Genomic DNA, 23,809 nt, shown 5'->3' with positions numbered 1-23,809 from the left:
TTACTCGGCGGGGGCGACGCCGGGCAGACGCACCCGCAGCCGTTTCACCCGGCGCGGCTCGGCATCAACCACTTCGAATTCGACACCGTTTTCGGCTACGATGACTTCGCCGCGCGCGGGCACGCGCCCGATCTGCATCACCACAAGCCCGCCCAGCGTATCGACATCGCCACGCTCTTCCGGGTCGGCCAGTTGCATGCCAATTTCGGGCTCGAAATCATCCAGCGGCGCGCGGGCCTGCACAAGCCATTGGCCGGGCTTTTCAAGCTTCCACAGCCCATCCTCGGCCTCGTCATGCTCATCCTCGATCTCGCCGATCACCTGTTCGATCAGGTCTTCAAGCGTGACCAGCCCATCGACCCCGCCATATTCATCGATTACCAACGCCATATGGATGCGCTGCACCTGCATTTTTTGCAGCAAAACACCAATCGGCATCGACGGCGGCACATAAAGCAAGGGGCGCAACAGCTTGCGCAATGAAAACCGCCCCACACCGGAGCCAAAGCCCCAGCCCAGCGCCAAATCTTTCAAATGAACAAGCCCCATCGGGCTGTCGAGCGTTTCTTTGAACACCGGCAGGCGCGAATAACCCTGCGCGCGAAACACCTCAACCAATTCGTCGCGTGGCGTGGTCACGGGCACCGCGACGATTTCCGCTTTCGGCACCGCCACATCGCCCACCCGCATCTTGCGCAGATTGCCCAGCCCCGGCGGGCCGACAGGTGTGTTGGCGGTATTCGCGGCCCCATTGGGGTGGAGCGCCTCTTCTTCGTCCGGGCCCGCGCCAAGCGCCCCGAACAGACGCCCGAACAGCCCTCTAGAGTGCGGCTCCGAGTTACTCTCGCCAGCTTCGGGGTCCGAAGCGGGCACGGCGGCGGAATTGCTTCCGTCTGCGACTTGTCCCATCTTACCTTTCCAAAAATGCGGCAGGTGCCGCTATATCTCATAGGGGTTTTCCACCCCCAGAGCCGCCAAGATACGCACTTCAACGGCTTCCATCAACTGCGCGTCTAGGTCGCGGATATGGTCATACCCCAGAAGATGCAAAACACCATGTACCATCAAATGTGTGACGTGATCGTGAACGGATTTGCCTGCGGCCTCGGCCTCGCGCGCGCAGGTATCATAAGCGATGGCAATATCGCCCAGTTCAATCTCGCCGAACACATCGGGGCCGGGCGGCGCGGGGGCCACGCCCGGATCTGCCGCGCCCCGCTCCTCTGCCGGCCAGCTTAACACATTGGTCGGCAAGGGCTTTTCACGAAATTCGGCATTCAATTCGGCAATCCGGGCATCGTCACAGCCCAGCACCGACAGGATCACCCCCTCGGGCGCGATGCCCTGATCGGCCAGAACCGCCGCCGCTGCAGCCTGCGCGCGCGCCCCCAGATCAAGCGCGTCCCAGCGCGGGTCTTCGATATCGATTTCAATCTGCATCTGCGCGCGTTACCCCGCCGCCCGTCACACAGCAAGACAAAATCCGGGCCAAGCCGGGGACGCTTGTCCTGCGCCCCGCTTGGACCTTGCCCAGAGTCCCCTCTGGCGCAGCCTATGCGCCTTCGGATTTGTCATAGGCATCAATGATCCGGGCCACCAGCGGGTGACGCACCACATCGGCGGCCGAGAAATAGTTGAAGGCGATACCCTTCACCCCGTCCAGAATGCGTTCGGCATCTTGCAGGCCAGAGGCGGTGCCACGCGGCAAATCCACCTGCGTGCGATCACCGGTGATCACCATGCGCGAGCCCTGCCCCAGACGGGTCAGGAACATTTTCATCTGCATTGTGGTGGCGTTTTGCGCCTCGTCCAGCACAACAAAGGCGCTGGACAGCGTGCGCCCGCGCATAAAGGCCAAGGGCGCAATCTCGATGCGCTTTTCTTCCATCAGCTTCGCAAGCTGCTTGGACGGCAGGAAATCATTCAGCGCATCGTAAAGCGGCTGCATGTAAGGATCGACCTTCTCCTTCATGTCACCGGGCAAAAAGCCCAGCCGCTCGCCCGCCTCGACCGCCGGACGAGACAGGATGATCTTGTCGACATGCCCGCCAATCAACATGGTCACGCCCACGGCGACCGCCAGATAGGTCTTGCCGGTGCCCGCCGGGCCAATGCCAAAGGCCAATTCGTTTTCGAACAGCGCGCGGACATAGGCCTTTTGCGCATCGGTGCGCGGTTCGATCTGTTTCTTGCGGGTGCGGATTTCGTATTTTCCGGCGGCGAACATCTCAAGCTGTTCATCCACCGAAACGCCGTCATGGCCCAAGTCCGACATGCGGATCGCGCCGTCAATCTCGCCCGCGTCCAAGGTCTTGCCCTGTTCAAGCCGCGCATAAAGCGTATTGAGCACGGCAGCCGCCTGTTCTTGCGCTTCGGGCGTGCCGACCACGGCCAATTGATTGCCCCGGCGCAGGATATGAACCGACATCTTGTGTTCGACCTGCGCAAGATTGCGATCAAATTCTCCGCAAAGATCGATCAGCAATCGGTTGTCAGGAAACTCGAGAAGCGTCTCGTAAGCATCCTGAGTGCTGGGCGGGGGGGTGATCGCGCTAAAGCCCAAGAACGTCTCCCTGACTGGCGTTGGTAAAGATATGGTGCACCTACCCCTTAAATGACGCAAGAGATGGTTTTGCCCAATCGGCGCGCATTGGCGCAAAATTCACCCATTCGTCACGAAAAAGGCCGTGCGACGCAGCGCACGGCCCGAATGCCTTGTTTTTGGGCGGGCGCTGAATTTTGCGCCCCACCTGCCCCGATCAGAGCGGATCGGCGACCGGGGAGCCCTGTTTGAACGGCCCCACAGCGGTGGAGGGGGCCCCCGCGCCCGAGCAGATCGGCTTGCCGTAATCATCGACGCGCGGCGTCAGATAACCTTCGACGCCATCATCGATGATCCAGTGATCGCAGCCCTCCGGGTCGATCCAGATGCCCGCCTTGAGTTGGCTCAGGTGGTGGCTGTTGATCCCCCGGTCGATGGATTTGTCGGGGCCGACATCGGAACAGGCGGCCAGCGCGCCTGCGGCCAGACCGATGAGCAGGAGTTTGGTTCCGTTCATGGCGAGCCCCTCACTTCACACAGATGATTTCGACGCGACGGTTTTGCGCCATGCCCGCCGACGTGGCATTGGTCGCACGCGGCATCCGCTCGCCATACCAGTTGACGGCCAGAACCGGCGCCCCGATCCCCTGCGCGACGCCCGCCACCGCTTCGGCGCGGCGTTTGGACAGGCGCATGTTGTATTCATCCGAGGCGCGGCTGTCGGTGTGGCCGGTGATGATGAAGCTGCGCGCCTGCGCGGTCGAGAAGAAGTTTTCGAGCGTCTGACGGCCAGAGGCGGTGATCCGGGCGCTATCGGTGGCAAACAGCGTATCGGTGGGCAGCACGCCGCAAACGTCGCGGTGGCACACCGGGCGGCCATCGCGGGTGCGGCGCGAGTCCATATACCCTTCCGCGCCGTCATCCATCACCCAATGTTCGCAGCCATCGGGATCAACCCAGATCGTCGGCACATAGGTTTCATCCGCCGAGGCCATGCCGAAGCTGGCCGCAAGGACAATGGCCGCTGCGCCAAGGCGCAGGCCAACCGGTTTCAATCCTTGGGTCAATCTGGTCATCCCCACCAAGCCTCCTGAAAGCATCGCCCCGTGGCAAGGCGAGGCGTCATAGAATTTGTCTGAGAGTAACAAAATCTTGAGACAAAGGAAGGGACTTTCCCCCGTTATTGTGTCCGAACCGTAAACAAACCAGCGCGAATGCGTCACGAATACGATCTGACGAAACCGCTTTGCCACAATGCGCGCGGCGCGATTTCCGCCCCGCCGCGGCGGGCAAACCGGCCTAGGCCAGTTCGCCCGCCAGCGAATTCGGCCCGGCAGCGGTGATTCTGACCTGCGCAAGCGTGCCTTGGCCGATCCCCTCGGCTTTGACATGGACCGCATGCAGATAGTCGGATTTGCCGACCCACTGCCCCTCCATCCGGCCCGGCTTTTCAAACAGAACCCCGACCGTGCGCCCCACCATGCTGTCTTGCGCGGCCTTTTGCTGGGCGGTGATCAGCGCCTGCAATTCCTGCAACCGCGCATCGCCCACCTCGGACGGCACGCCCTCGCGCCCCGCAGCGGGCGTGCCCGGACGGGGCGAATATTTGAACGAAAAGGCCGCGCCAAAACCCACTTCACGGATCAGATCAAGGCTCGCTTGATGGTCGGCATCTGTTTCGCCCGGAAAGCCCGCGATAAAATCGGACGAAATCAGAATATCGGGGCGCGCGGCGCGAATGCGCTCGATCAGCCGTAAATAGTCTTCGGCAGTATGCTTGCGGTTCATCGCCTTGAGCACCCGATCCGAGCCCGATTGCACCGGCAAATGCAGATAGGGCATCAGCTTCGGTTCCAGCCCATGCGCCTCGATCAGATCATCGGCCATATCATTGGGATGCGAGGTCGTGTAGCGGATGCGATCCAACCCATCGATCTGGGCCAATTCGCGCACCAAACGGCCCAAGCCCCATGTGCCGCCCTGCCCCTCGCCATGGTAGCCGTTCACATTCTGGCCCAGAAGCGTGATTTCGCGCACGCCCTTCGCCACAAGCTTTTCGGCCTCGCCCAAGATCCGCGCGACGGGGCGCGAGATTTCCGCCCCGCGGGTATAGGGCACCACGCAAAAGGCACAAAACTTGTCGCAGCCTTCTTGCACGGTCAAAAACGCTGTCGGGCGGGCCTGCACCGGGCGTTCGGGCAAAAGGTCAAACTTATCTTCGGCGGGGAATTCGGTATCGACCGGATGTTCGCCACGTTCCGCCGCCGCGACCATCTCGGGCAGGCGGTGATAATTCTGCGAGCCCACCACCAGATCGACCAAGGGCATGCGGTTTAGGATTTCCTCGCCCTCGGCCTGCGCCACACAGCCCGCCACGCCGATTTTCAGATCGGGTTTGGCGTCTTTGTAGGGCCGCAGTCGGCCAAGGTCAGAATAGACTTTCTCGGCCGCCTTTTCGCGAATGTGGCAGGTGTTGAGCAGCACCAGATCGGCGTCTTCCAACACGTCGGTGGGCACATAGCCCTTTGCGCCCATGGCCTCGGCCATGCGCTCGCTGTCATAGACATTCATCTGACAGCCATAGGTCTTGATAAAGAGCTTCTTGGGCTCGGCGGGCGCATCGGTCATAGGGCTCTCCGTGATCGGCGCGTCGATACCGCAAACGGCCCCCCCTCGCAACCGCTGCAACGCCCGTCGGCCCCGCTTGCAATCGGGCTCTGCTTTGGCGACATTGGCGCAAACGGGCAAACCGGGCAGGATATGGATTACCCATCGCAAAGCGCTTTCCTTTCCACGGCTAAAACTGCCCTTGCCAACGGGCCGGTGGCGGTGATCCTTGTCGAGGATCTGGTCGAGGTGGAAAGCTGCCTGCGCCACCATCTGGCGGCGGGGTTTCGCACCTTGGTGGTTTACGCGCCCGAAGCGCTGGTGCTGCCCGACGATCTGGCCGATCAAATCCACCGCATCCCATGGGACATGCACCGCGATGGCGCGCTGGCGGCGGCGCTGAACCCGTTGATCGCCGCAGCGCCGGTGGGCACATGGATGTATTACTGTTTCAATGCGGAATATCTGTTCTTTCCGTTTTGCGACCATCGCAACGTGCGCGAAATGCTGGCCTTCCACACCGAAGAACGGCGCTTTTCGATGCTGACCTATGTGATCGACCTGTACGCGCCCGATCTGGACAAGAACCCCGATGGCGTGAACCTTGACGAGGCGATGCTGGATCGCGCGGGCTATTACGCGCTGGGGCGGCCCGATCCGGCGAACCACAACCACCCCAAAGAGCGCCAGCTTGATTTCTTTGGCGGGCTGCGGTGGCGGTTTGACGAACATATCCCCGAAAAACGCCGCAAGATCGACCGGATCGCGCTGTTTCGTACCGCGCCGGGGCTGGAATTGCGCCCCGACCATACGTTCAATGACGAGGAACGGAACACTTTCGCCTGTCCGTGGCATAACAATCTGACGGCGGCAATCGTGTCGTTTCGCGTGGCCAAGGCGCTCAAGCGCAACCCCGGCTCCACCTATGACATTTCCACCTTCATGTGGCACAATTCAGAGCGTTTCAGCTGGACCGGTCAGCAATTGATGGATCTTGGCCTGATGGAACCGGGCCAATGGTTCTAAGCCGAGGCCGCGCCTAACCCCCAAACAGCGGTTTTGCGCAGGTTGCGGCGCGCCAGTCGCCGCCCACCCAAACGCCGCTAACGCGGCGCCTCAAACCAATCGCGCAACGCACGCGACACCTTGACCGGCTGTTCCAGCGGGCACAGATGCCCCGCGCCAAGGATCAACCGAAACTCCGCCTGCGGCATCAATTCGGCCAGAATTTCATGCCGGCGCGGCGGGCAGATCGTGTCATATTCACCGCAGATCAGCACCGCGCGCACCCGCGTGGCGCGCAGTGCGCGTTGCTGATCGGGGCGGCGCATCAGCGCGCGCGATTGCTGGGTAAAGGTCTCGGGCCCCAGCGCGTCCGCCATCTCCAACAGCATCGCCTGCACCTCGGGGCGGCCCGCACCGGGGGCCAGCGCGGTCTCGGGCACCTCTTCCAGCATCACCTCATCAAGCCGTCCGGTGCGCGCGCGAATGATCCGCGGCTCGCGCTGCGCGGCGACGGCGGGCGGCTCGGCCAAGGGCGAAACATTAAGCAGGGCGATTTCACTGACCCGTTCGGGCACACGACGCAGAATTTCCATCGCCACCAGCCCGCCCAGCCAATGCCCGATCAGGGCAAAACGCGGCGGCGCCACCGCCAGTACGGCGGAGGCCATTTCTTCGATCGTGGTTCCGTGCAAAGGCACCGTGATCACCGCGCGATCGGCGGAAAATGCGATGATCTGGTGCCAAAACAGCCGCGCATCGCACATGAAACCCGGCAAGAAGATCAATGGAACGGAAGACATGCACACCCCGGAACCGCGCTCTGCGTGGCGCATTGGGTCACACGCTAATCCGATCCACGCGCAAGGGGAATCCCCTACACGAAAAGGTTAGACAGGCTGCGCGGGATCACGCCAGCAGATCGTCCAGCGTGGCCTTGATCAGCGCGATATTCTCGGGCGCGGAGAACCGGTGATCGGCGCCCTTGACCATATTCAGCCGAATATCATCGCCCTGTGCATGATGCAGCAGCTTCACCGCCCAATCGGGCGGGACCGAGCGATCCGCCGTGCCTTGCAACAGCCGCGTCGGCATGGGCAGCGGCAGCGGGTCGCGCATGACAAAGTGATCGCGCCCATCGACGATGAATTTCTTCATGATCCGATAGGGTTGCGGGCCATATTGCAGATCGACATACCCCTGTTCCATCAGCGCGGTTTTCTGGTCCTCGGTGAACGAGGCGAAATAACCGTCTTCGGTGAAATCGGGCGCGGCGGCCACGGTCACAAGGGCGGCGACCTTTTGCGGAAATTCGCGGGCGAGCAATAGCGCCAGCCAACCGCCCATCGACGAGCCCACCAAGATCTGCGGCCCCTCGGCCAGATCATTCAAGACGGCTTTGGCATCGGCATACCAATCGGCAATCGACGTGTCGGGATATTGCTCGGACGACTCGCCATGGCCCGAACAGTCGAACCGCAAAAAGGCACGCCCCTTTTCGGCGGCCCAGGCATCCAGCGCCTCGGCCTTGTCGCCGTTCATATCCGAATGCAGCCCATGCAGGAACAACACCCCGGGGCCGGAGCCCGCGCGCTTTTTATAGGCGATGCGATGGCCTTCGGGCGTGGTGAAAAACTCGGTCATGGGGCCTCCTGCAATTGGTTGCGGCGAGCCTAGCGCCCTGCCTCGCCCTTCTCAAGGCGCGCGAAAGGACGCGGGCGCCGTCGCTTTCGGGATGGACGGAAAGTTTGGGCCAAGCTAGGCGGGGGCATGACCCAGACCGACCGTATCCTGCCCGGCATTGTGCTGATGCTTGGCTTTTGCACCATCGCGCCGCTGATTGATGTGGCGGCGAAACTTGCCGCGCAAGATGTGCCCGTGGGCACGGTGACCTTTGGGCGCTATCTGGTGCAAATGGCGCTGATGGTACCCTTGGTCGCGGCGCTGGGGCATCCTTTCAAAATGGGGCGGCGCGCGGCGCTTTTGATTTTTGCGCGCGCGGGCGTGTCAATCTGCGCCACCTATTCCTTTGTGGCCGCGATTCAGGTGATGCCAATTGCCGATGCGCTGGCCATCGCCTTTGTCGAACCTTTCGTGATCTTGCTGATCGGACGCTTTGCGATGGGCGAAGAGGTGGGGCCGCGGCGGCTTGGGGCCTCGGTCGTAGGGTTCATCGGCGCGCTTTTCGTGATCCAGCCCTCTTTCGCGCATTTCGGCGCGGTCGCGCTTTACCCGCTGGGCACGGCGGTCAGCTTTGCGCTTTATATCCTGCTGACGCGGGGGCTTTCGCGCCACATGCACCCGGTGCCGATGCAGCTCCACACCGCTTGGGCGGCGGTGGTGTTGATGACCCCGGCGCTGGCGCTCGGGGATGCGTTCAAGATCGGCCAGCTTCAGCTTATCGCCCCGACGGGCGACGCGTGGCTGTGGTGTTTTTGCGTTGGGCTTGCCGCCACAATCAGCCATGTGGCGATGAGCTATGCGTTGAAATTTGCCCCGTCGGCCACATTGGCGCCACTGCATTATTTTGAAATGCTAACCGCCACTTTGTTTGGCTATCTGGTGTTCGGCGATTTCCCCAATGCACTCACATGGGTCGGCATTGCGATCATCACCGCCTCGGGGCTTTACATCATCCACCGCGAACGCGTCACGGCAAAAGCCCCACTAGCACCGCCGCCAAATGTGCCTTTGGGACCATGACCAGCATCGGGCCGGTGATCTCCATCGCGACCGGGCCGGTCACCGCGTTCGATGTGCCCACCCGCCCGGCGGGGGTGAAGGACAGCCCTTCAATGGGCCAGCGCAGCCCCGTTGCATGGCCTGTCGCCGGGCCCATCGGGTAAAGCGACAACCGCGTGCCTTGTGGCAAATCCAGCCGTAACTGTGGCGGGGCCAGAAAGATCGCCTCATCCTCGGCGATCAGCACGATCTTTTGGGCGGGCCGCGCGGCGATCTCGCTGAGCGCGGCCAATGTGTGATCGAGCCGCATCCCGGTAAACCCAAGGCATAGATAGAAATCCGCCTGCACATAGCGCAGGCATTTGCCGAAATCGGTGCTGTCTTGTTCGGGAATCACCCTCAGCCGGTCGGCAAAAGCGGCGCGCCCGGCCTCGGACAGGCTGTCCATATCCCCGATCACCGCCTGCGGCATCTGCCCAAGTGTTAACGCCCGATCCCCGCCGCCATCTGCGGCCACCAAAAACGGGGCTATTGTCGCGCAAATGGCAACATCAGAAGGCGCAACAGCCCCGCCGCCCAGCAACGTGACCCCGCCAGAGCATTGGACAATTCCCTCAGACATGGCATGATTGGTTACGATTAAGGCGAGGAAACTCAAGCGCAAACGCGAAGATTCCCTGAAATTGCCTTTTTTCGTTCACCTCAAGGAACCAGTTCCGCGTTCATTGTTAACGCAACACGTTCTGGTAGAAGGCGATGGTCGATGGTTGGAGCGAGCAAGATTCTCACCGTATCTTACGGGACTTTCTCGTGCACCCTTGAGGGGTTCGAGCAGCCCTTCAACACAATGAAGGCCATCGCGGAATATTTCCGTGATCTGGCGGCGGAGGATCGCTATTTCGGCGCCGAGCCGCCCCAACCCGATACGGAGATGCTGCACAAGATCGCCGAGCGCGAGATTCAGCGCCGGGTCGAGGCGAAGATCCAGAAAAACGGCATCTTGCTGCGCCCTTCTGAAGCGCAAAGCGAAACCCTGCCGGCGACACAGCCCGAAGGCGCGCCGCCGACCCCGCCCTTTGCCACCGCCGCGCCACCCGCCAGCCCGCCGCTGGCGCAGCGGTCGATCCCTGTGGCCCATCCCGATGCCGCGCCGGAGGACAGCCTGCCGCATGATCCGGTATCGGAATCGGTCGCGGCCAAGCTGCAACGTATCCGGGCCGCCGTAGCGCAGGCCCGCGCCACGCAAGCGCCCGAAGCTGAGGCCGAGCCGAAGGTCGACCTAGAGCCCGAATTCGAACCCGAGCCCGAAGCACCGCTGGCCGCACAGCCCGCGCCAGAGACCGATGATCAACCCGACCCCGCAGCGGGGGGCGACGATTTCGGCTTTGCGCTCGATATCTCTGGGCCGCTGAGCGACGAAGAAACCGCCGATATTGCCGCGCCCGACGCAGAAAAAGACGCCAAAACACAAGCGGTGACCGAAGAACCGCTGGTGGCGGAATACGCGCCAGAACAGGATGTCGCCGAGGTCGAGGCGCCCCCGGAAGATGCCGCCCGCGACGAAGACACGATCGAAACCGAAGAAGATGCGGTGGATGCCGATGATCTGTCCGACGCCGAGGCGGCGGCCGCGCTTTTGCAAGCCAAGCGGCAACGCCGCCGCGCCGCCCGGATCGCGCAGGCCGAAGAGGAACAGCGCGCCCAAGAACCGCAATTGCCCACCGAGACGGCCGAGGCGGAGAAGGCCCCCGAAGCAGTAGCGGCAGAGACGGCGGTGGCCGATGCGGAGCCGGAGTCCCGCGAAACGCACATGGAAGACAACGCCGAACGGCCCGAGGACGCCGCGCAAGCGTTAGACCCGGCAGATTTTTCGGACGAAGACGACGCGCTTGAGACCGCGCCCGCACCCGCGCCGACGCGCCCGGCGATCCGCGCCCGGGTGATCAAGCTGCGGCGCGCCGAGCCGGTGACCCCGGCCCTGCCCGTAACCGAGACCGAAACCACGGATGCGATGGTTGAGGATGAGGCGGCCCCCGACGCGGGCGACACGCAAGACGACTCCCAAGACGAATCTGAGGCCGTGTTGGCCGCGATTGCCGCCCAGCTTGAAAACCCGGACCCCGCCCCCGATGCGGACCCCGCGCCGGTGGCGGAAGACGACGCGGACGATGCGCTGATGGCGGAACTGGCCGCGCTGACAGCCGATTTGCCCGACGATGACGATTGGGGCAATTTGGCAGCCGTGCGGCCCGATTACGTCGCGCCGCAAGACCATGCCGCGCCCGAAGCCGCTGCCGCGCAAGACGATCTGGATCAAGACGATCTGGCGGCAGATATCGCGCAAGGTGACGCGGAAGCCCAAGAAACCTTGGCGCAGCCCGAAAATGCCAGCCCCGCGACCGCAGAAACCCCGGCCAAAGAGTTGAGCGCCGAAGAACGGGCCGACTGGCTTAATGCCGAAACCTTTGGGGCCAGCGCCCCCGCCGAAGCCACGAAAGCGGCGGCCGAAGATTTTGAGGCGGATCCGTCTGAGGCGGAAGAAGACTTTGCCGATGAGTTCGGCGACAGCCCCGAAGCGGTCGCGCAGGCTTTGCCCGTCGATCAAGATCCGGCAGAAGCGGAGGCCCCCAAAACCGCCGCCGAAACCACCGCCGAGGCCGCACCGGACCAGAACGCCGATCCGGCCCCGCGCGCGCCGCGCCCGCCCGCCAGTCGGGCCGCGCCCGAGGGCGATCTGTCGCGCCTGCTGGAAAAAACCGATGCCCAGATGGCCGGGACCGAGAATCGCCGCCGTATCTCTGCGATTGCGCATCTAAAGGCCGCCGTCGCCGCCACCGTGGCGGACCGCCGCGCGGGCACCGATACCCAGCCGGGCACCGACGGGACCGAAGCCTATCGCGCCGATCTGAGCCAAGCGGTGCGCCCGCGCCGCCCCGTGAGTTCGGGCCAGGCGGGTCGTGGACGCGAAACCACCCCTACGCCCGCGACGGCCCGCCCCGAGGCGCGCCCTGCGCCTTTGGTTTTGGTTTCGGAACAGCGGGTCGACCAAACGCCCGCAGAAGATGAGATGAAAGCCCAAGCCGTGCGCCCGCGGCGGGTGATCGCCGCCAGCCTCCACCGCGAAAGTGCAGAGGGCCACGCAGCAGAGGAACATCACGACAGCGACGCCCCGCTGTCCGCCGACGAAGCGACGAGCTTTGCGCAATTCGCCGAAAGTCGTGCACCGCAGGGCTTGGGCGAATTGCTGGAAGCCGCCGCCGCCTATACCGCGCAAATCGAAGGACGGCCGCATTTTTCGCCGCCGCAAATCATGCGCAAGGTGACCGCGATGGGCGATGAAACCTTCAGCCGCGAAGACCGGCTGCGGGTTTTTGGCACGCTGTTGCGCCAAGGCAAGATCGCCAAGGTCAAACGCGGCCAATATGCGATCACCGAAGCGAGCCGGTTCTACCAGCGCCGCGCCTGAACCTCGCCAGACAAACACCTGATCTAAAATGCAAAACGGGGGCCGAAGCCCCCGTTTTTACTTTTGCTCTGGCGGGTCCGCATCGGGATCGGGCTTGCCCACACCGATGAAGATCGGCTTGAGCGGCACGATCCAAAGCACCCCAAGCACCAGATAGGTCAGCACCGCCCCCCACCATGGCATCATGCCCCAGCGCGCCTCGGCCCAAGCCACGGCGGAAATCGCCACGACGATATAGGCAGGCAGGCCCAGCACAAGGACCAGAAGCGACAGGCGGCGACGGGTGCGATATTTCAAAGCCATCAGTCTGCGAACGGATCAGTGACAAGGATGGTATCGTCGCGCTCGGGCGAGGTGGACAACATCGACACCGGGCATTGGATCAACTCTTCGATCCGGCGCACATATTTGACCGCCGCGCCGGGCAGGTCGTTCCACGAGCGCGCGCCTTGCGTGCTTTCCGACCAGCCTTCCATCTCCTCATAGATCGGCGTGGCCTTTTCTTGCAGCGCGGCTTGCGTGGGCAGATAGTCGTAGCGCACGCCATCCACCTCATAGCCGACGCAGATTTTCAGCGTCTCAAAGCCATCAAGCACATCAAGCTTGGTCAGCGCGATGCCGTTCATGCCCGAAATCGCGCAGGTCTGGCGCACCAGCACCGCATCGAACCAGCCGCAGCGGCGCTTGCGCCCGGTGACCGTGCCGAATTCATGGCCGCGCGTGCCCAGACGCTCGCCATCTTCGTCATCCAGCTCGGTCGGGAACGGCCCTTCGCCGACGCGGGTGGTATAGGCTTTCACGATGCCCAGCGAATAATCCACCGCATTGGGCCCCATGCCGACGCCGGTCGCCGCCTGCCCCGCGATCACGTTTGACGAAGTCACGAACGGATAGGTGCCGAAATCGATATCCAGAAGCGAGCCCTGCGCGCCTTCGAACAAGATGCGCTTGCCCGCTTTGCGCAACTCGGTCAGCACTTTCCAGACCGGCTTGGCATATTGCAGGATTTCCGGCGCAATCGCGCGCAATTCGGCCAAAAGCGCGTCGCGGTCGATCGGCGGCAGCCCAAGACCATCGCGCAAGGCATTATGGTGGATCAAGGCGCGATCAACGCGGGTTTCCAGCGTCGCATCATCCGACAGATCAGCGACCCGGATCACCCGGCGCCCCACCTTGTCTTCATAGGTCGGGCCGATACCGCGCCCGGTGGTGCCGATTTTTGCGTTCGAGCCGGTCGCCTGCGCCTCGCGCGCACGGTCAAGTTCGCCATGGAAGGGCATGATCATCGGGGTGTTTTCCGCGATCATCAGGTTTTCGGGCGAAATATCGACGCCTTGTTCGCGGATCGTGGCGATTTCCTTGATCAGATGCCACGGGTCCAGCACGACCCCATTGCCGATCACCGACAATTTGCCGCCGCGCACCACGCCCGAGGGCAGCGCATTCAGCTTATAGACCTTGCCGCCGATCACCAGCGTATGGCCTGCATTATGGCCGCCTTGGAACCGCGCGATCACGTCGGCACGCTCTGACAGCCAGTCGACGATCTTGCCCTTGCCCTCGTCGCCCCATTGGGCGCCGACAACCACCACGTTGGCCATGTATTTCTCTCCGCTGGTGTGAAACCGTGCGACATATAGCGGTCACACGCCGCCGGGGAAACCGCTTTTTCGCCGCAAGCGGGCAATGCCGCGCGCCTGCGGTGGAAAACCGGGTTGCACGAGGGCGGTCATGCGCCTAGATAGGCGCGTCGAATGAAAAAAGGCGCGGCCACCCTATGGAAAACGTCCAAAACGTCATCCTCGTCATCCACCTCGTGCTGGCGCTGCTCTTGATCGGGGTCGTTCTGTTGCAACGCTCCGAGGGCGGCGGGCTTGGCATGGGCGGCGGTGGCGGCGGCGGTGCCGGTGGCACCGGTGTGATGACGGGCCGTCAGGCCGCCAATGCGCTCTCCAAGGTGACTTGGGTGTTCGCGGCGGCGTTCTTTGCCACCTCGATCACGCTCACTGTCTTTGCCGCGCGCGCCGCGAAAGAAGGCTCGGTGCTTGATTCCGTGACCATCGAAGCCCCGGCTGAGGCCGATGCGCCCGCGCTGCCCACGGGCTCCGCGCCGCTGGTGGCCCCGCCGCCGCCCGCCGCCGATGAGCCGGTTCTGCCGCCCGTGCCCGCGCCCGTTGCCCCGGTGACGGACGAGGCCGCGCCCGAAGCGCCCGCTGCGGAAGAAAACGCGACGCAAGAGGCCCCTGCGACACAGGCGCCCGCCGTGCCGGAGCTGCCGCTGGGTGTCTCGCCCTACGCGGATGCGCCCGCCTCGAACTGAGGCCAAGCGCAATTTCGCATAGCGGCCACAATCCTTTGGGGCCGCTACCTTTAGTTTCCTCTAGGTGTAGCGGTCCGGTTGCGGGCAGGCCGCGAATCGTGTAACACTCAAGTCCCGTGATGCTGGCAGTGCGGCTGCCGGTTCTGGCTGATATTTTCTGCTCGCGGGGTCTCATGGCACGATATGTCTTTATTACGGGTGGCGTGGTTTCCTCGCTTGGCAAGGGTCTTGCTTCGGCAGCGCTTGGATCGCTTTTGCAAGCGCGTGGCTTTTCGGTGCGGCTGCGCAAGCTTGACCCCTATCTGAACGTCGATCCCGGCACGATGAGCCCGTTTGAACATGGTGAGGTTTTCGTCACCGACGACGGGGCAGAGACCGACCTGGACCTTGGGCACTACGAACGCTTCACCGGCGTCAGCGCGCGCAAGACGGATTCAGTCTCGTCGGGGCGGATCTATTCCAACGTATTGGAGAAAGAGCGCCGCGGCGCCTACCTGGGCAAGACGATCCAAGTGATCCCGCATGTGACGAATGAAATCAAAGACTTCATCGGCATTGGCGATGAAGAGGTGGATTTCATGCTGTGCGAAATCGGCGGCACCGTCGGCGATATCGAGGGGCTGCCCTTCTTCGAGGCGATCCGCCAATTCGCGCAAGACAAGCCGCGCGGGCAGTGCATTTTCATGCATCTAACGCTGCTGCCCTATCTGGCCGCCTCGGGCGAGTTGAAAACCAAACCCACCCAGCACTCGGTGAAAGAGCTGCGTTCGATCGGTTTGCAGCCCGATGTGCTGGTGTGCCGTTCCGAGCATCCGATCCCGGATAAGGAACGCGCCAAGATCGCGCTTTTCTGTAACGTCCGCCCCGAAGCGGTGATCCCGGCCTATGATCTGCGCTCGATTTACGAGGCGCCCTTGGCCTATCACCGGGTGGGCCTTGACCAAGCCGTGCTGGATGCCTTTGGCATTTCGCCCGCGCCGCGCCCCGATATGCAGCGCTGGGAAGATGTGATGGACCGGCTCACCCATGCCGAGGGCGAGGTGCGCGTGGCCATCGTGGGCAAATATGTCCAATTGGAAGACGCGTATAAATCCATTGCCGAGGCGCTGACCCATGGCGGGATGGCCAACCGGGTGAAAGTGAAGGCCGAATGGATCGACGCCGAGATTTTTGAAAACGAAGATCCGGCCCCGCATCTGGAACGGTTCCACGCGATTTTGGTGCCCGGCGGCTTTGGCGAGCGCGGCACCGAAGGCAAGATTCGCGCCGCGCAATTCGCCCGTGAAAAAGGCGTGCCCTATCTGGGTATCTGTCTGGGCATGCAAATGGCGGTGATTGAGGCTGCACGCAATCTGGCCGGGCTGACGGATGCCGGGTCAGAGGAATTCGACCATGAGGCGGGCGAAAAGCGCTTCACCCCGGTCGTCTATCACCTGAAAGAATGGGTGCAGGGCAACCACCGGGTGGAACGCAAGGTGACCGATGACAAGGGCGGCACGATGCGGCTGGGCGCCTATTCCGCCACGCTCAAAGCGGGCTCGCGCGTGGCCGAGGTCTATGGCGCGACCGAGATCGAGGAACGCCACCGCCACCGCTATGAGGTGGATGTGAACTACCGCGAAGCGCTGGAACAATGCGGGCTGGTGTTTTCGGGCATGAGCCCCGATGGTCGGCTGCCCGAAATCGTCGAGCACAAAGACCATCCGTGGTTCATCGGTGTGCAGTTCCACCCCGAGCTGAAATCCAAACCCTTCGCGCCGCATCCGCTGTTCGCGGGCTTTGTGAAAGCGGCGCTGGCCCAAAGCCGTCTGGTCTGAATCGGGGTGCGCCCGCTGGCGCGGGCGCCTCAGGAGGGGGCGCTGCCCGGCCAGCCTGATCGCCCTAGCCGTCGATACGCAGCGCGCCCGCAAGCCAAGGCGCCTCTTGCACCATCGGCGCCACGATCCGATCTGACAGCAGCCCGCGCAGCCGCGCGGCCACGGCGGCCGGCATCTCGCCCATCGTGCCCGCGCGCGCGCTGAGCAAAATGCGTCGCTGTAACCCGGCGCCCGACAAAGGCGCCAAGGTTACCCCCGCGCGTTTGCCATGGCGCACCCCTGACGGCGTCAGGATAGACCACCCCTGCCCCGCCGCCACCAAAGCCAAGATCGCCGGATAGCTATCAATTTCAAAGCGATGCGTCGGCTGCACCCCAGTGCGTGCCAGATGCGCCGCGATCTGGCGCCCCATCACCGTACGCGGGCTGTAATGCAAAAGCGGCAGATCGGCGCCCACCTGCCCCTCGGGCCAGACGGCGACAAAGGGTTCACTCAACAGCGGGTGCCGTTCCAACGCATCCCCCGGCCCCTCGATCTCGGCGGCCACGACCATATCAAGTGCGCGCGCTTCCAATTGCGCGGCCAGCCGATGGCTCGGCCCGGTTTCGAGCAAGAATCGGCAAGCGGTCAATTCGGCCCCCATCCCCGCAAGCAAAAGCGGCGTCACCTCGGCTTCGAAATCCTCGATCATGCCCAGCCGAAAGCTGCGTAGCCCCGCCGGATCGGCGAGCCCCACACCCGCCCGGCCCTTGGCCAGCTCATCCAGCATCGCCTCGGCATGGGGCAAAAACGCCCGCCCCGCCGCCGTCAGCCCAAAGGGGCGGGCCGAGCGGTCGACCAGTTCCGCGCCAAGCGCGGCTTCAAGCGCGGCGATCTGCTGGCTGACCGACGAGGGCGAGACACCCAGCCGCCGCGCGGCGGCGGTGATCGCGCGTTCTTCGGCCGTGGCCACCAGCATTTCCACCGCCCAAAGGCTGATCTTCTCGCCGCGTCCGCTCATCTGGCCCCCTGCCGATACCCTTTGGCACAATGCGCGGCCCCTGCCCGCTTTGGCAAGCCCGCCCCCGCCACGGCTGCCCAAAGCGCGCAGCGCCACGCGCGCCCCATTGACGCCGCCGCGCCACCCGTTAGCCTGTGCCAAACTCGTGCAGGAGCCCGCGACATGACCGACCTTTCTTGGGAACAGAAAGCCGATGCCTATAGCCTTTATGGCTTTACCGACCTGCCCTCGGTCCATGACCGGGGCGCGGTCGTGGTCACGCATGGCGAAGGCCCCTATATCTTCGACACCCAGGGGCGCAAATATCTGGACGCCAATTCGGGGCTTTGGAACATGGTCGCGGGCTTCGACCATCCCGGTCTGATCGCGGCGGCGCAGGCGCAATATGCGCGCTTTTCCGGCTATCATGCGTTTTTTGGCCGGATGTCAGATCAAACCGTTTTGCTAAGCGAAAAGCTGGTCGAGGTGTCGCCCTTTGACCGGGGGCGCGTGTTCTACACCAACTCCGGCTCCGAGGCGAATGACACGATGGTCAAGATGCTGTGGTTCCTGCATGCGGCCGAAGGCAAGCCGCAGCGGCGCAAGATCCTGACCCGGATGAACGCCTATCACGGGGTCACGGCGGTTTCCGCCTCGATGACCGGCAAGCCCTATAATTCGGTCTTCGGGCTGCCGCTGCCGGGCTTCATCCATTTGAGCTGCCCCCATTACTGGCGCTTTGGCCAAGAGGGCGAGACCGAGGAACAATTCACCGCACGGATGGCTGCCGAACTGGAAGCCACGATCCTCAAGGAAGGCGCCGACACGATTGCGGCTTTCTTTGCCGAGCCGGTGATGGGCGCCGGCGGCGTGATCCCGCCGTCGAAAGGCTATTTCCAAGCCGTGGCGCCGATCTTGCGCAAATATGGCATTCCGCTGATCTCGGATGAGGTGATTTGCGGCTTTGGGCGCACCGGCAACACCTGGGGCTGTGAAACCTATGATTTCATGCCCGATGCGATCATTTCCTCGAAAAACCTGACGGCGGGCCTGTTCCCGATGGGCACGGTGATCTTGGGGCCGGATCTCGCCGACCGGATGCAGGCGGCGGTGGAAACGATCGAGGAATTCCCACATGGTTTTACCGCCTCGGGCCATCCGGTGGGCTGCGCGATTGCGCTGAAGGCGATTGATGTGGTGATGAACGAGGGGCTGGCCGAGAATGTGAACCGGCTTGCACCGCGTCTTGAGGCGGGGCTCGCCGAGATCGCGCAAAACCCCAATATCGGCGAATTGCGCGGCGTGGGCTATATGTGGGCACTGGAGGCGGTGAAAGACCGCGCCACGAAAACCCCGTTCGATGGCAGCCTGAGCGTGTCGGAGCGGATCGCCAATACCTGCACCGATATGGGGCTGATCTGCCGTCCGCTGGGGCAGTCCGTGGTGCTGTGCCCGCCCTTCATCCTGACCGAGCCGCAGATGGATGAAATGTTTGAAAAGCTTGATAAGGCTTTGAAAAAAGTCTTTGCCGAGGTCGCCTAGGGCCGGTTCCGCCTCGGCGTGGCCGCGGCGACCCATTACGGAGGGCGCTGCCCCCCCTCTGCGCCGAAGGCCATTCACCCCCGGGATATTTTCACAAAGTCTAAGACGGAAAAGGGCACCGAAACGGTGCCCTTTCTTATGCCTGCAGAATGCAAGACGCGCCTTGCGCCCCGCTTGTGTCAGAGTTTCGACAGTTTCGATTGCAGATCGGCGAGTTGTTTCTTGATCGCGTCCAACTCCTCGCGCCCGCTTGCGCCTTCGGTGCCAGCCTCTCCCTCGCCGTTCACCGTCGCGCCCCAACCGGCCATCATCGACTTCAAAAAGGCTTCTTGCTGGCGTTGCAACGCCTCGAACCCCGGCATCGTCGCCATCGGGTTCGGCATGGTGGAGAGATTCTCCATCATCTTCGATTGCCCCTCGCGCAGCATCTCGAAGCTGGCGGCCAAGAATTGCGGCACCACCGACTGTGCTTGGCTGGTGTAGCTGCGCACCAGATCGGTCAGCACATCGACGGGCAGCACGTTTTCGCCGCGGCTTTCATGCTCGGCGATGATCTGCAACAGATATTGCCGGGTCAGGTCATCGCCCGATTTCAGATCGACGATCTGCACCTCGCGGCCCTGGCGGATAAAGGCGGCGATATCTTCCAGCGTGACGTAATCGCTGGTCTCGGTGTTATAAAGCCGCCGGCTGGCATAGCGCTTGATCAGCAAGGGCTTGGTCTCTTCGGCCATGATTATCTCCTCCCGGAATTATTTTGCCCGCATTTTGGCGCTGCAGCAATGATTAAGCCGCAACGCCGCAAAAGCAACAAAAGAAAAGGGCGCACCGAAGTGCGCCCTAGAACGGTGCCCGGCAGGGAGGAGGAGGCCGGACACACCAGGAAGAAAACTTCCAGATCTTATTTCGCGGCCGCGGCTTTCTTGGTCACGGCGGTCACCTCTTCGGTGGCCTTTTTCATCGCGGCGGTGGTTTCGTCGGTCATTTCCTTGCCCGCCGAAAGCATCAGCTCAACGGTGTCCATCTGCACTTTCTTGGCGACTTCGGCGAAAGCAGCGAGGTTTTCAGCCGCCATTTCCGCCGAGGCAGAGGCGAAATCGCTCATCGCTTTGGCATAGTCAGCCGGTTCGTTCTTCGTATTGGCCAGCGCACCGAATTTGCCCAGCGTGTCTTTGGTCCATTTCGAGGAAATGTCGGTCGACTTTTCGGCAGCTTCGAGCGCGACTTTCGTCATTTTCTCGCCCAGCGCGGTTTGCGCTTTGAACGCGTCTTGCATTTTCGACATGTCCATCGGCATCGAGGACATCATGTCTTGCATCATCTTGGTGAAATCTTGGGTCTTAGCCATGGTCTTGCTCCGGTTAAGGGCCCGGGAATGGCGCGGGGCCCGTTCGCTTGTCTATTGTATATATGCTGCAGTGCAGCATTTCAATAGAAATATGCTGCGTTGCAGAATTTTTACATTCAGAAGGTGTGGCGCGACCCGAGCACTCGCCCAACAAAAGGGGCCTTGTGCACCATCAGCAAAGAGGTCGGGGGTGCAGGGGGCCTGCCCCCCCGCCGGATCGCCGCGGCCCTGCCGCGGCGAAACCATTCATCACAAAGCTTACTCGGCCGGCGCTTTCGCACAAGCCGCGCCTGAGCCGGTTGGGTTGTTGGGATGCTCGGTCCAATTGAGAGGCGTGCCGACCGGGCGACCGGTGCGGGCATCCATCTCGCCCACCGCAATCTCTTTCATCGTGATGCAATTGGTGGGGCAGACATCGACACAAAGGTTACAGGCCACGCAGTCCTCTTCCTTCACCGTCACGGTGCGATCTTCGGCCATGGCGATAGCTTGGTGCGAGGTATCTTCGCACACCACATGGCAACGCCCGCATTTGATGCAATCTTCCTGCGCGATCACCGCTTTGGTGGTGTAGTTCAGGTTCAGATATTGCCAGTCGGTCACCTTGGGCACGGCCAATCCCACCAGTTCCGAGGTGGAGGTGAAGCCCTTTTGATCCATGAAGGTGCTCAGCCCCGCGATCATCTCTTCGACGATGCGGAAGCCATAGGTCATCACCGCAGTGCACACCTGCACGTTCGAGGCCCCAAGCGCCATGAACTCTGCCGCGTCGCGCCATGTGGTGACCCCGCCAATGCCGGAAATCGGCAAATCGCGGGTTGCCGGGTTGCGGGCGATCTCGGCCACCATATTGAGCGCGATGGGTTTCACCGCCGGGCCGCAATAGCCGCCATGCGTGCCCATGCCGTCAATCGTCGGTTCGGGCGCGAAGAGATCCAGATCGACCGAGGTGATCGAGTTGATCGTATTGATCAGGCTCACCGCATCGGCGCCACCGCGCAGCGCCGCCTCGGCAGGTTTGCGAATATCCGTGATATTAGGCGTCAGCTTCACGATACAGGGCATGCGCGAATGCTGCTTCACCCAGCGCGTGACCATTTCGATATATTCGGGCACCTGCCCCACGGCGGCGCCCATACCGCGTTCTGCCATCCCATGCGGGCAGCCAAAGTTCAGTTCGACACCGTCCGCGCCGGTGTCCTCCACCTGCCCCAGGATGAACTTCCAGCTTTCCTCATCGCAAGGCACCATCAGACTGACCACCAAGGCCCGGTCCGGGTAATCGCGCTTGACCGATTTGATCTCGCGCAGGTTCACCTCCAGCGGGCGGTCGGTGATCAGCTCGATGTTGTTGAGGCCAAGCAAAGTGCGATCAGGCCCGTGAATGGCCCCATAGCGCGGGCCAGAGACGTTGACGACCGGCGGGCCATCCATGCCCAAGGTCTTCCAGACCACCCCGCCCCAGCCCGCCTCATAGGCGCGGCGCACGTTATATTCTTTATCTGTGGGCGGGGCCGAGGCCAGCCAGAACGGGTTCGGCGATTTGATGCCAAGGAATTCAGAAGCAAGGTTCGCCATCTCAGGCCCCCATCAGAAAAGCGTGGATGTCTTCGGCCGCGTCGCGACCCTCGGCCGATGCCGTCACGGTCAGGTCTTCGCCGCCCGTGGCACAATCGCCCCCGGCCCAAACCTTGGCCAACCCGGTGCGGCCCTGCGCATCAATGGCGATTTTGCCGCCGGTGATCGTCAGCCCCTCGGGCGTCGCCCCCAGCGTTTGGCCGATAGCGGTGAAAACCTGATCGGCCTCGAAGCGGATCGTGTCATCAAGCACGGTCATCTTGCCATCGCGCGTCGCGGTGCGGGCGAATTCGACCACCAAGCCGCCGTCTTCTTTATGAATCGCCACGGGCGTTGCGTTGGGCACGATCTGCACCCCATGCGTTTGCGCGTGGTCTTGTTCATGCAACGAGGCGGGCATCTCCGGCTGCGAGCGGCGATAGACGATGGTAGAGGTTTCCGCGCCCAGCAGTTTGGCCTGCACTGCCGCATCCACCGCCGTCATGCCGCCGCCTATCACCACGACGCGCCGCCCCACCGGCAAGGTGGACAGATCTTCGGCCTGACGCAGCGCGGCAATATAGTCCGTCGCCGGGGTCGCATATTCCGCGCCGGGGATCGACAGCGCATTCACGCCCGCAAGCCCCATGCCCAAGAACACCGCGTCATGTTCCTCCAACAGGTCTTCAAGCGTGCCATTGCGCCCAAGCTGCCAGTTTTCCAAAACGGTGATGCCGCCAATCTGCAAAAGCCACGCCACTTCTTTATGCGCGAAGCCGCCCGGCGCTTTATAAGCGGCGATCCCGTATTCGTTCAGACCGCCGGGTTTGAGCCGCGCATCATAGACGGTGACCTCATGCCCCTTCATCGCCAGCCGGTGCGCGCAGGCCAGCCCCGCAGGCCCCGCGCCCACCACTGCGACGGAAAACTCGGTCCGCTCCGCGCGGCTAAAGGGATGCACGCCTTGTTCTTGCAGCTTGTCGGTGGCATGGCGCTGCAACAGGCCAATCTCGACCGGCTTGCCTTCGGCCACTTCGCGCACGCAGGCCCCCTCGCACAGGGTTTCGGTGGGGCAGACGCGTGCGCACATCCCGCCAAAGATGTTTTGCGACAGGATCGTTACCGCCGCCGCCTCGGGCTGGCCCGTGGCGATCTGCCGAATGAAAAGCGGCACATCAATATCGGACGGGCAGGCCGTGGTGCAGGGCGCATCATAACAGAAGTAACACCGATCTGCGGCGACGCGCGCCGCATGGTCGGTCAGCGGCGGCGCGGTATCGGCAAAGGCGTGGCAATAGTCTTCGGCCGGAAGACGCCCGGGCACGACCCCGGGCTGAAACTGGCTTGTGGTCACGTTTGGACCTCCCTGGCTTAGTGTTTGAAACAACGCTGCCACGGATCGAATTTTTATCAACAGGTAAAATTAGTGATCCCTGCCAGATCGGCGCTGATTCCCGGCGTTTGCCTAATTTTCAGGCAAACCCTCTGCTCAACAGCCCCGCATCGCGAATTGCGCGCATAGATTCGGCCAGTTTGGCGACACCGGGGCCCCATGAGGGGGCGATTTACTTCTGGAGGTGGGTGCGGCCCTCCCCGTGTCCGGCGAGGAGAGCCGCATGATCCTGTCACCTGGGCGCATCTTTGGAGGATTCGGTGACTGAATCGGCTTCTGAAAGCTGACGACAGCTTATGAATGCGAATTGGGGATCGCTTTGGGGCCTTTCAACCCTCGCCCTGAACTTTTTTTGAAGATTTATTCACGCGACAATTCGACCCAGAATTGCCGCATCGCAGCACGGCCCGCCGCGCCCGCCGCGCCCGATAAGCTGCGACACCTCAACGCAGAAAAATGTACATCTGATCTTACACTTCACAAAACACCCCGCCCCGCTCGCGCGGTGGGCCAGCAATTGCGACACCGTCATCGCCTTGTCACACAGGGCAAAG

The 23,809-nt window shown here is 62.7% G+C and carries 22 protein-coding genes; 6 read left to right on the top strand and 16 right to left on the bottom strand.

What is annotated here, in order from left to right:
- From CKO11_RS13785 to miaB, 6 genes are all read right to left on the bottom strand, one after another.
- Positions 1-909 carry a hemolysin family protein gene (locus CKO11_RS13785; RefSeq protein ID WP_223639924.1) on the bottom strand — a complete coding sequence of 303 codons (909 nt, stop codon included), beginning with the start codon at positions 907-909 and terminating at the stop codon, positions 1-3.
- A gap of 30 nt (positions 910-939) precedes the next feature.
- Positions 940-1,440, bottom strand: coding sequence for an rRNA maturation RNase YbeY (gene ybeY / locus CKO11_RS13780; RefSeq protein ID WP_223639922.1), 501 nt, complete (start codon positions 1,438-1,440; stop codon positions 940-942).
- A 112-nt stretch (positions 1,441-1,552) separates the two neighbouring features.
- Entirely contained in the window at positions 1,553-2,563 is a 1,011-nt protein-coding gene (locus tag CKO11_RS13775) for a PhoH family protein (RefSeq protein WP_223639920.1), read from the bottom strand.
- Between the two features lie 196 nt (positions 2,564-2,759).
- Entirely contained in the window at positions 2,760-3,059 is a 300-nt protein-coding gene (locus CKO11_RS13770) for a hypothetical protein (RefSeq protein WP_223639918.1), read from the bottom strand.
- A 10-nt stretch (positions 3,060-3,069) separates the two neighbouring features.
- Positions 3,070-3,618: an OmpA family protein gene (locus tag CKO11_RS13765; protein WP_223639916.1), complete on the bottom strand. Its 549-nt coding sequence runs from the start codon at positions 3,616-3,618 to the stop codon at positions 3,070-3,072.
- Positions 3,619-3,841: 223 nt separating this feature from the next.
- A complete protein-coding gene (miaB, locus tag CKO11_RS13760; RefSeq protein WP_223639913.1) occupies positions 3,842-5,170 on the bottom strand; it encodes a tRNA (N6-isopentenyl adenosine(37)-C2)-methylthiotransferase MiaB in 1,329 nt (442 codons plus the stop codon).
- A gap of 132 nt (positions 5,171-5,302) precedes the next feature.
- Between miaB and CKO11_RS13755 the strand changes: the two genes are divergently transcribed.
- Positions 5,303-6,175, top strand: coding sequence for a glycosyltransferase family 2 protein (locus CKO11_RS13755; RefSeq protein ID WP_223639910.1), 873 nt, complete (start codon positions 5,303-5,305; stop codon positions 6,173-6,175).
- Between the two features lie 77 nt (positions 6,176-6,252).
- On the opposite strand, the gene CKO11_RS13750 is transcribed toward CKO11_RS13755, so the two are convergent.
- Both CKO11_RS13750 and CKO11_RS13745 read right to left on the bottom strand, forming a co-directional pair.
- Positions 6,253-6,954: an alpha/beta fold hydrolase gene (locus tag CKO11_RS13750; protein WP_223639907.1), complete on the bottom strand. Its 702-nt coding sequence runs from the start codon at positions 6,952-6,954 to the stop codon at positions 6,253-6,255.
- 106 nt (positions 6,955-7,060) lie between these two features.
- The gene (locus tag CKO11_RS13745; protein ID WP_223639904.1) at positions 7,061-7,795 is read right to left on the bottom strand and encodes an alpha/beta fold hydrolase; all 735 of its coding nucleotides are present in this window, start codon (positions 7,793-7,795) and stop codon (positions 7,061-7,063) included.
- Positions 7,796-7,921: 126 nt separating this feature from the next.
- On the opposite strand from CKO11_RS13745, the gene CKO11_RS13740 reads away from it, so the two are divergent.
- A complete protein-coding gene (locus CKO11_RS13740; RefSeq protein ID WP_223639901.1) occupies positions 7,922-8,854 on the top strand; it encodes a DMT family transporter in 933 nt (310 codons plus the stop codon).
- Here CKO11_RS13740 and CKO11_RS13735 read toward each other — a convergent pair.
- Complete coding sequence (locus CKO11_RS13735) at positions 8,802-9,455, bottom strand: thiamine diphosphokinase (protein WP_223639898.1); 654 nt, start codon at positions 9,453-9,455, stop codon at positions 8,802-8,804. The genes CKO11_RS13740 and CKO11_RS13735 overlap by 53 nt on opposite strands.
- 225 nt (positions 9,456-9,680) lie before the next feature.
- Here CKO11_RS13735 and CKO11_RS13730 point away from each other — a divergent pair, with 225 nt between their 5' ends.
- A complete protein-coding gene (locus CKO11_RS13730; RefSeq protein WP_223639895.1) occupies positions 9,681-12,299 on the top strand; it encodes a hypothetical protein in 2,619 nt (872 codons plus the stop codon).
- A 57-nt stretch (positions 12,300-12,356) separates the two neighbouring features.
- On the opposite strand, the gene CKO11_RS13725 is transcribed toward CKO11_RS13730, so the two are convergent.
- Together CKO11_RS13725 and CKO11_RS13720 are read right to left on the bottom strand one after the other, a co-directional pair.
- Positions 12,357-12,602: a DUF2842 domain-containing protein gene (locus tag CKO11_RS13725; RefSeq protein WP_223639892.1), complete on the bottom strand. Its 246-nt coding sequence runs from the start codon at positions 12,600-12,602 to the stop codon at positions 12,357-12,359.
- A complete protein-coding gene (locus CKO11_RS13720; RefSeq protein WP_223639890.1) occupies positions 12,602-13,900 on the bottom strand; it encodes an adenylosuccinate synthase in 1,299 nt (432 codons plus the stop codon). The genes CKO11_RS13725 and CKO11_RS13720 overlap by 1 nt, the downstream gene beginning before the upstream one ends.
- 176 nt (positions 13,901-14,076) lie before the next feature.
- Between CKO11_RS13720 and secG the strand changes: the two genes are divergently transcribed.
- Both secG and CKO11_RS13710 read left to right on the top strand, forming a co-directional pair.
- The gene (secG, locus tag CKO11_RS13715; protein WP_223639888.1) at positions 14,077-14,619 is read left to right on the top strand and encodes a preprotein translocase subunit SecG; all 543 of its coding nucleotides are present in this window, start codon (positions 14,077-14,079) and stop codon (positions 14,617-14,619) included.
- 173 nt (positions 14,620-14,792) lie between these two features.
- On the top strand, positions 14,793-16,436 hold the full coding sequence (locus CKO11_RS13710) for a CTP synthase (RefSeq protein ID WP_223639886.1): 1,644 nt from the start codon (positions 14,793-14,795) through the stop codon (positions 16,434-16,436).
- Positions 16,437-16,500: 64 nt separating this feature from the next.
- Here the strand turns inward: CKO11_RS13710 and CKO11_RS13705 are convergent, their stop codons facing one another.
- Positions 16,501-17,436, bottom strand: coding sequence for a LysR family transcriptional regulator (locus tag CKO11_RS13705; protein WP_223639884.1), 936 nt, complete (start codon positions 17,434-17,436; stop codon positions 16,501-16,503).
- 162 nt (positions 17,437-17,598) lie between these two features.
- On the opposite strand from CKO11_RS13705, the gene CKO11_RS13700 reads away from it, so the two are divergent.
- Complete coding sequence (locus tag CKO11_RS13700; RefSeq protein ID WP_223639882.1) at positions 17,599-18,957, top strand: aminotransferase; 1,359 nt, start codon at positions 17,599-17,601, stop codon at positions 18,955-18,957.
- A gap of 179 nt (positions 18,958-19,136) precedes the next feature.
- Here CKO11_RS13700 and phaR read toward each other — a convergent pair whose 3' ends face one another.
- The 4 genes from phaR to CKO11_RS13680 all read right to left on the bottom strand — a co-directional run bounded on the left by phaR (position 19,137) and on the right by CKO11_RS13680 (position 23,216).
- Positions 19,137-19,691: a polyhydroxyalkanoate synthesis repressor PhaR gene (gene phaR, locus CKO11_RS13695; protein WP_223639880.1), complete on the bottom strand. Its 555-nt coding sequence runs from the start codon at positions 19,689-19,691 to the stop codon at positions 19,137-19,139.
- Between the two features lie 167 nt (positions 19,692-19,858).
- Entirely contained in the window at positions 19,859-20,305 is a 447-nt protein-coding gene (locus tag CKO11_RS13690; protein WP_223639877.1) for a phasin family protein, read from the bottom strand.
- Positions 20,306-20,563: 258 nt separating this feature from the next.
- Positions 20,564-21,883, bottom strand: coding sequence for an NAD-dependent dihydropyrimidine dehydrogenase subunit PreA (gene preA, locus CKO11_RS13685; protein WP_223639874.1), 1,320 nt, complete (start codon positions 21,881-21,883; stop codon positions 20,564-20,566).
- Between the two features lies 1 nt (position 21,884).
- The gene (locus tag CKO11_RS13680) at positions 21,885-23,216 is read right to left on the bottom strand and encodes an NAD(P)-dependent oxidoreductase (protein ID WP_223639871.1); all 1,332 of its coding nucleotides are present in this window, start codon (positions 23,214-23,216) and stop codon (positions 21,885-21,887) included.
- Between the last annotated feature and the right edge of the window lie 593 nt (positions 23,217-23,809).

The organism is Rhodobacter sp. TJ_12 (genome assembly GCF_020023995.1).
In the GTDB taxonomy this organism is placed as follows: domain Bacteria; phylum Pseudomonadota; class Alphaproteobacteria; order Rhodobacterales; family Rhodobacteraceae; genus Rhodobacter.
Note: the sequence above shows the minus strand (reverse complement) of the source record. Positions and strands in the feature narration are given on the sequence as shown.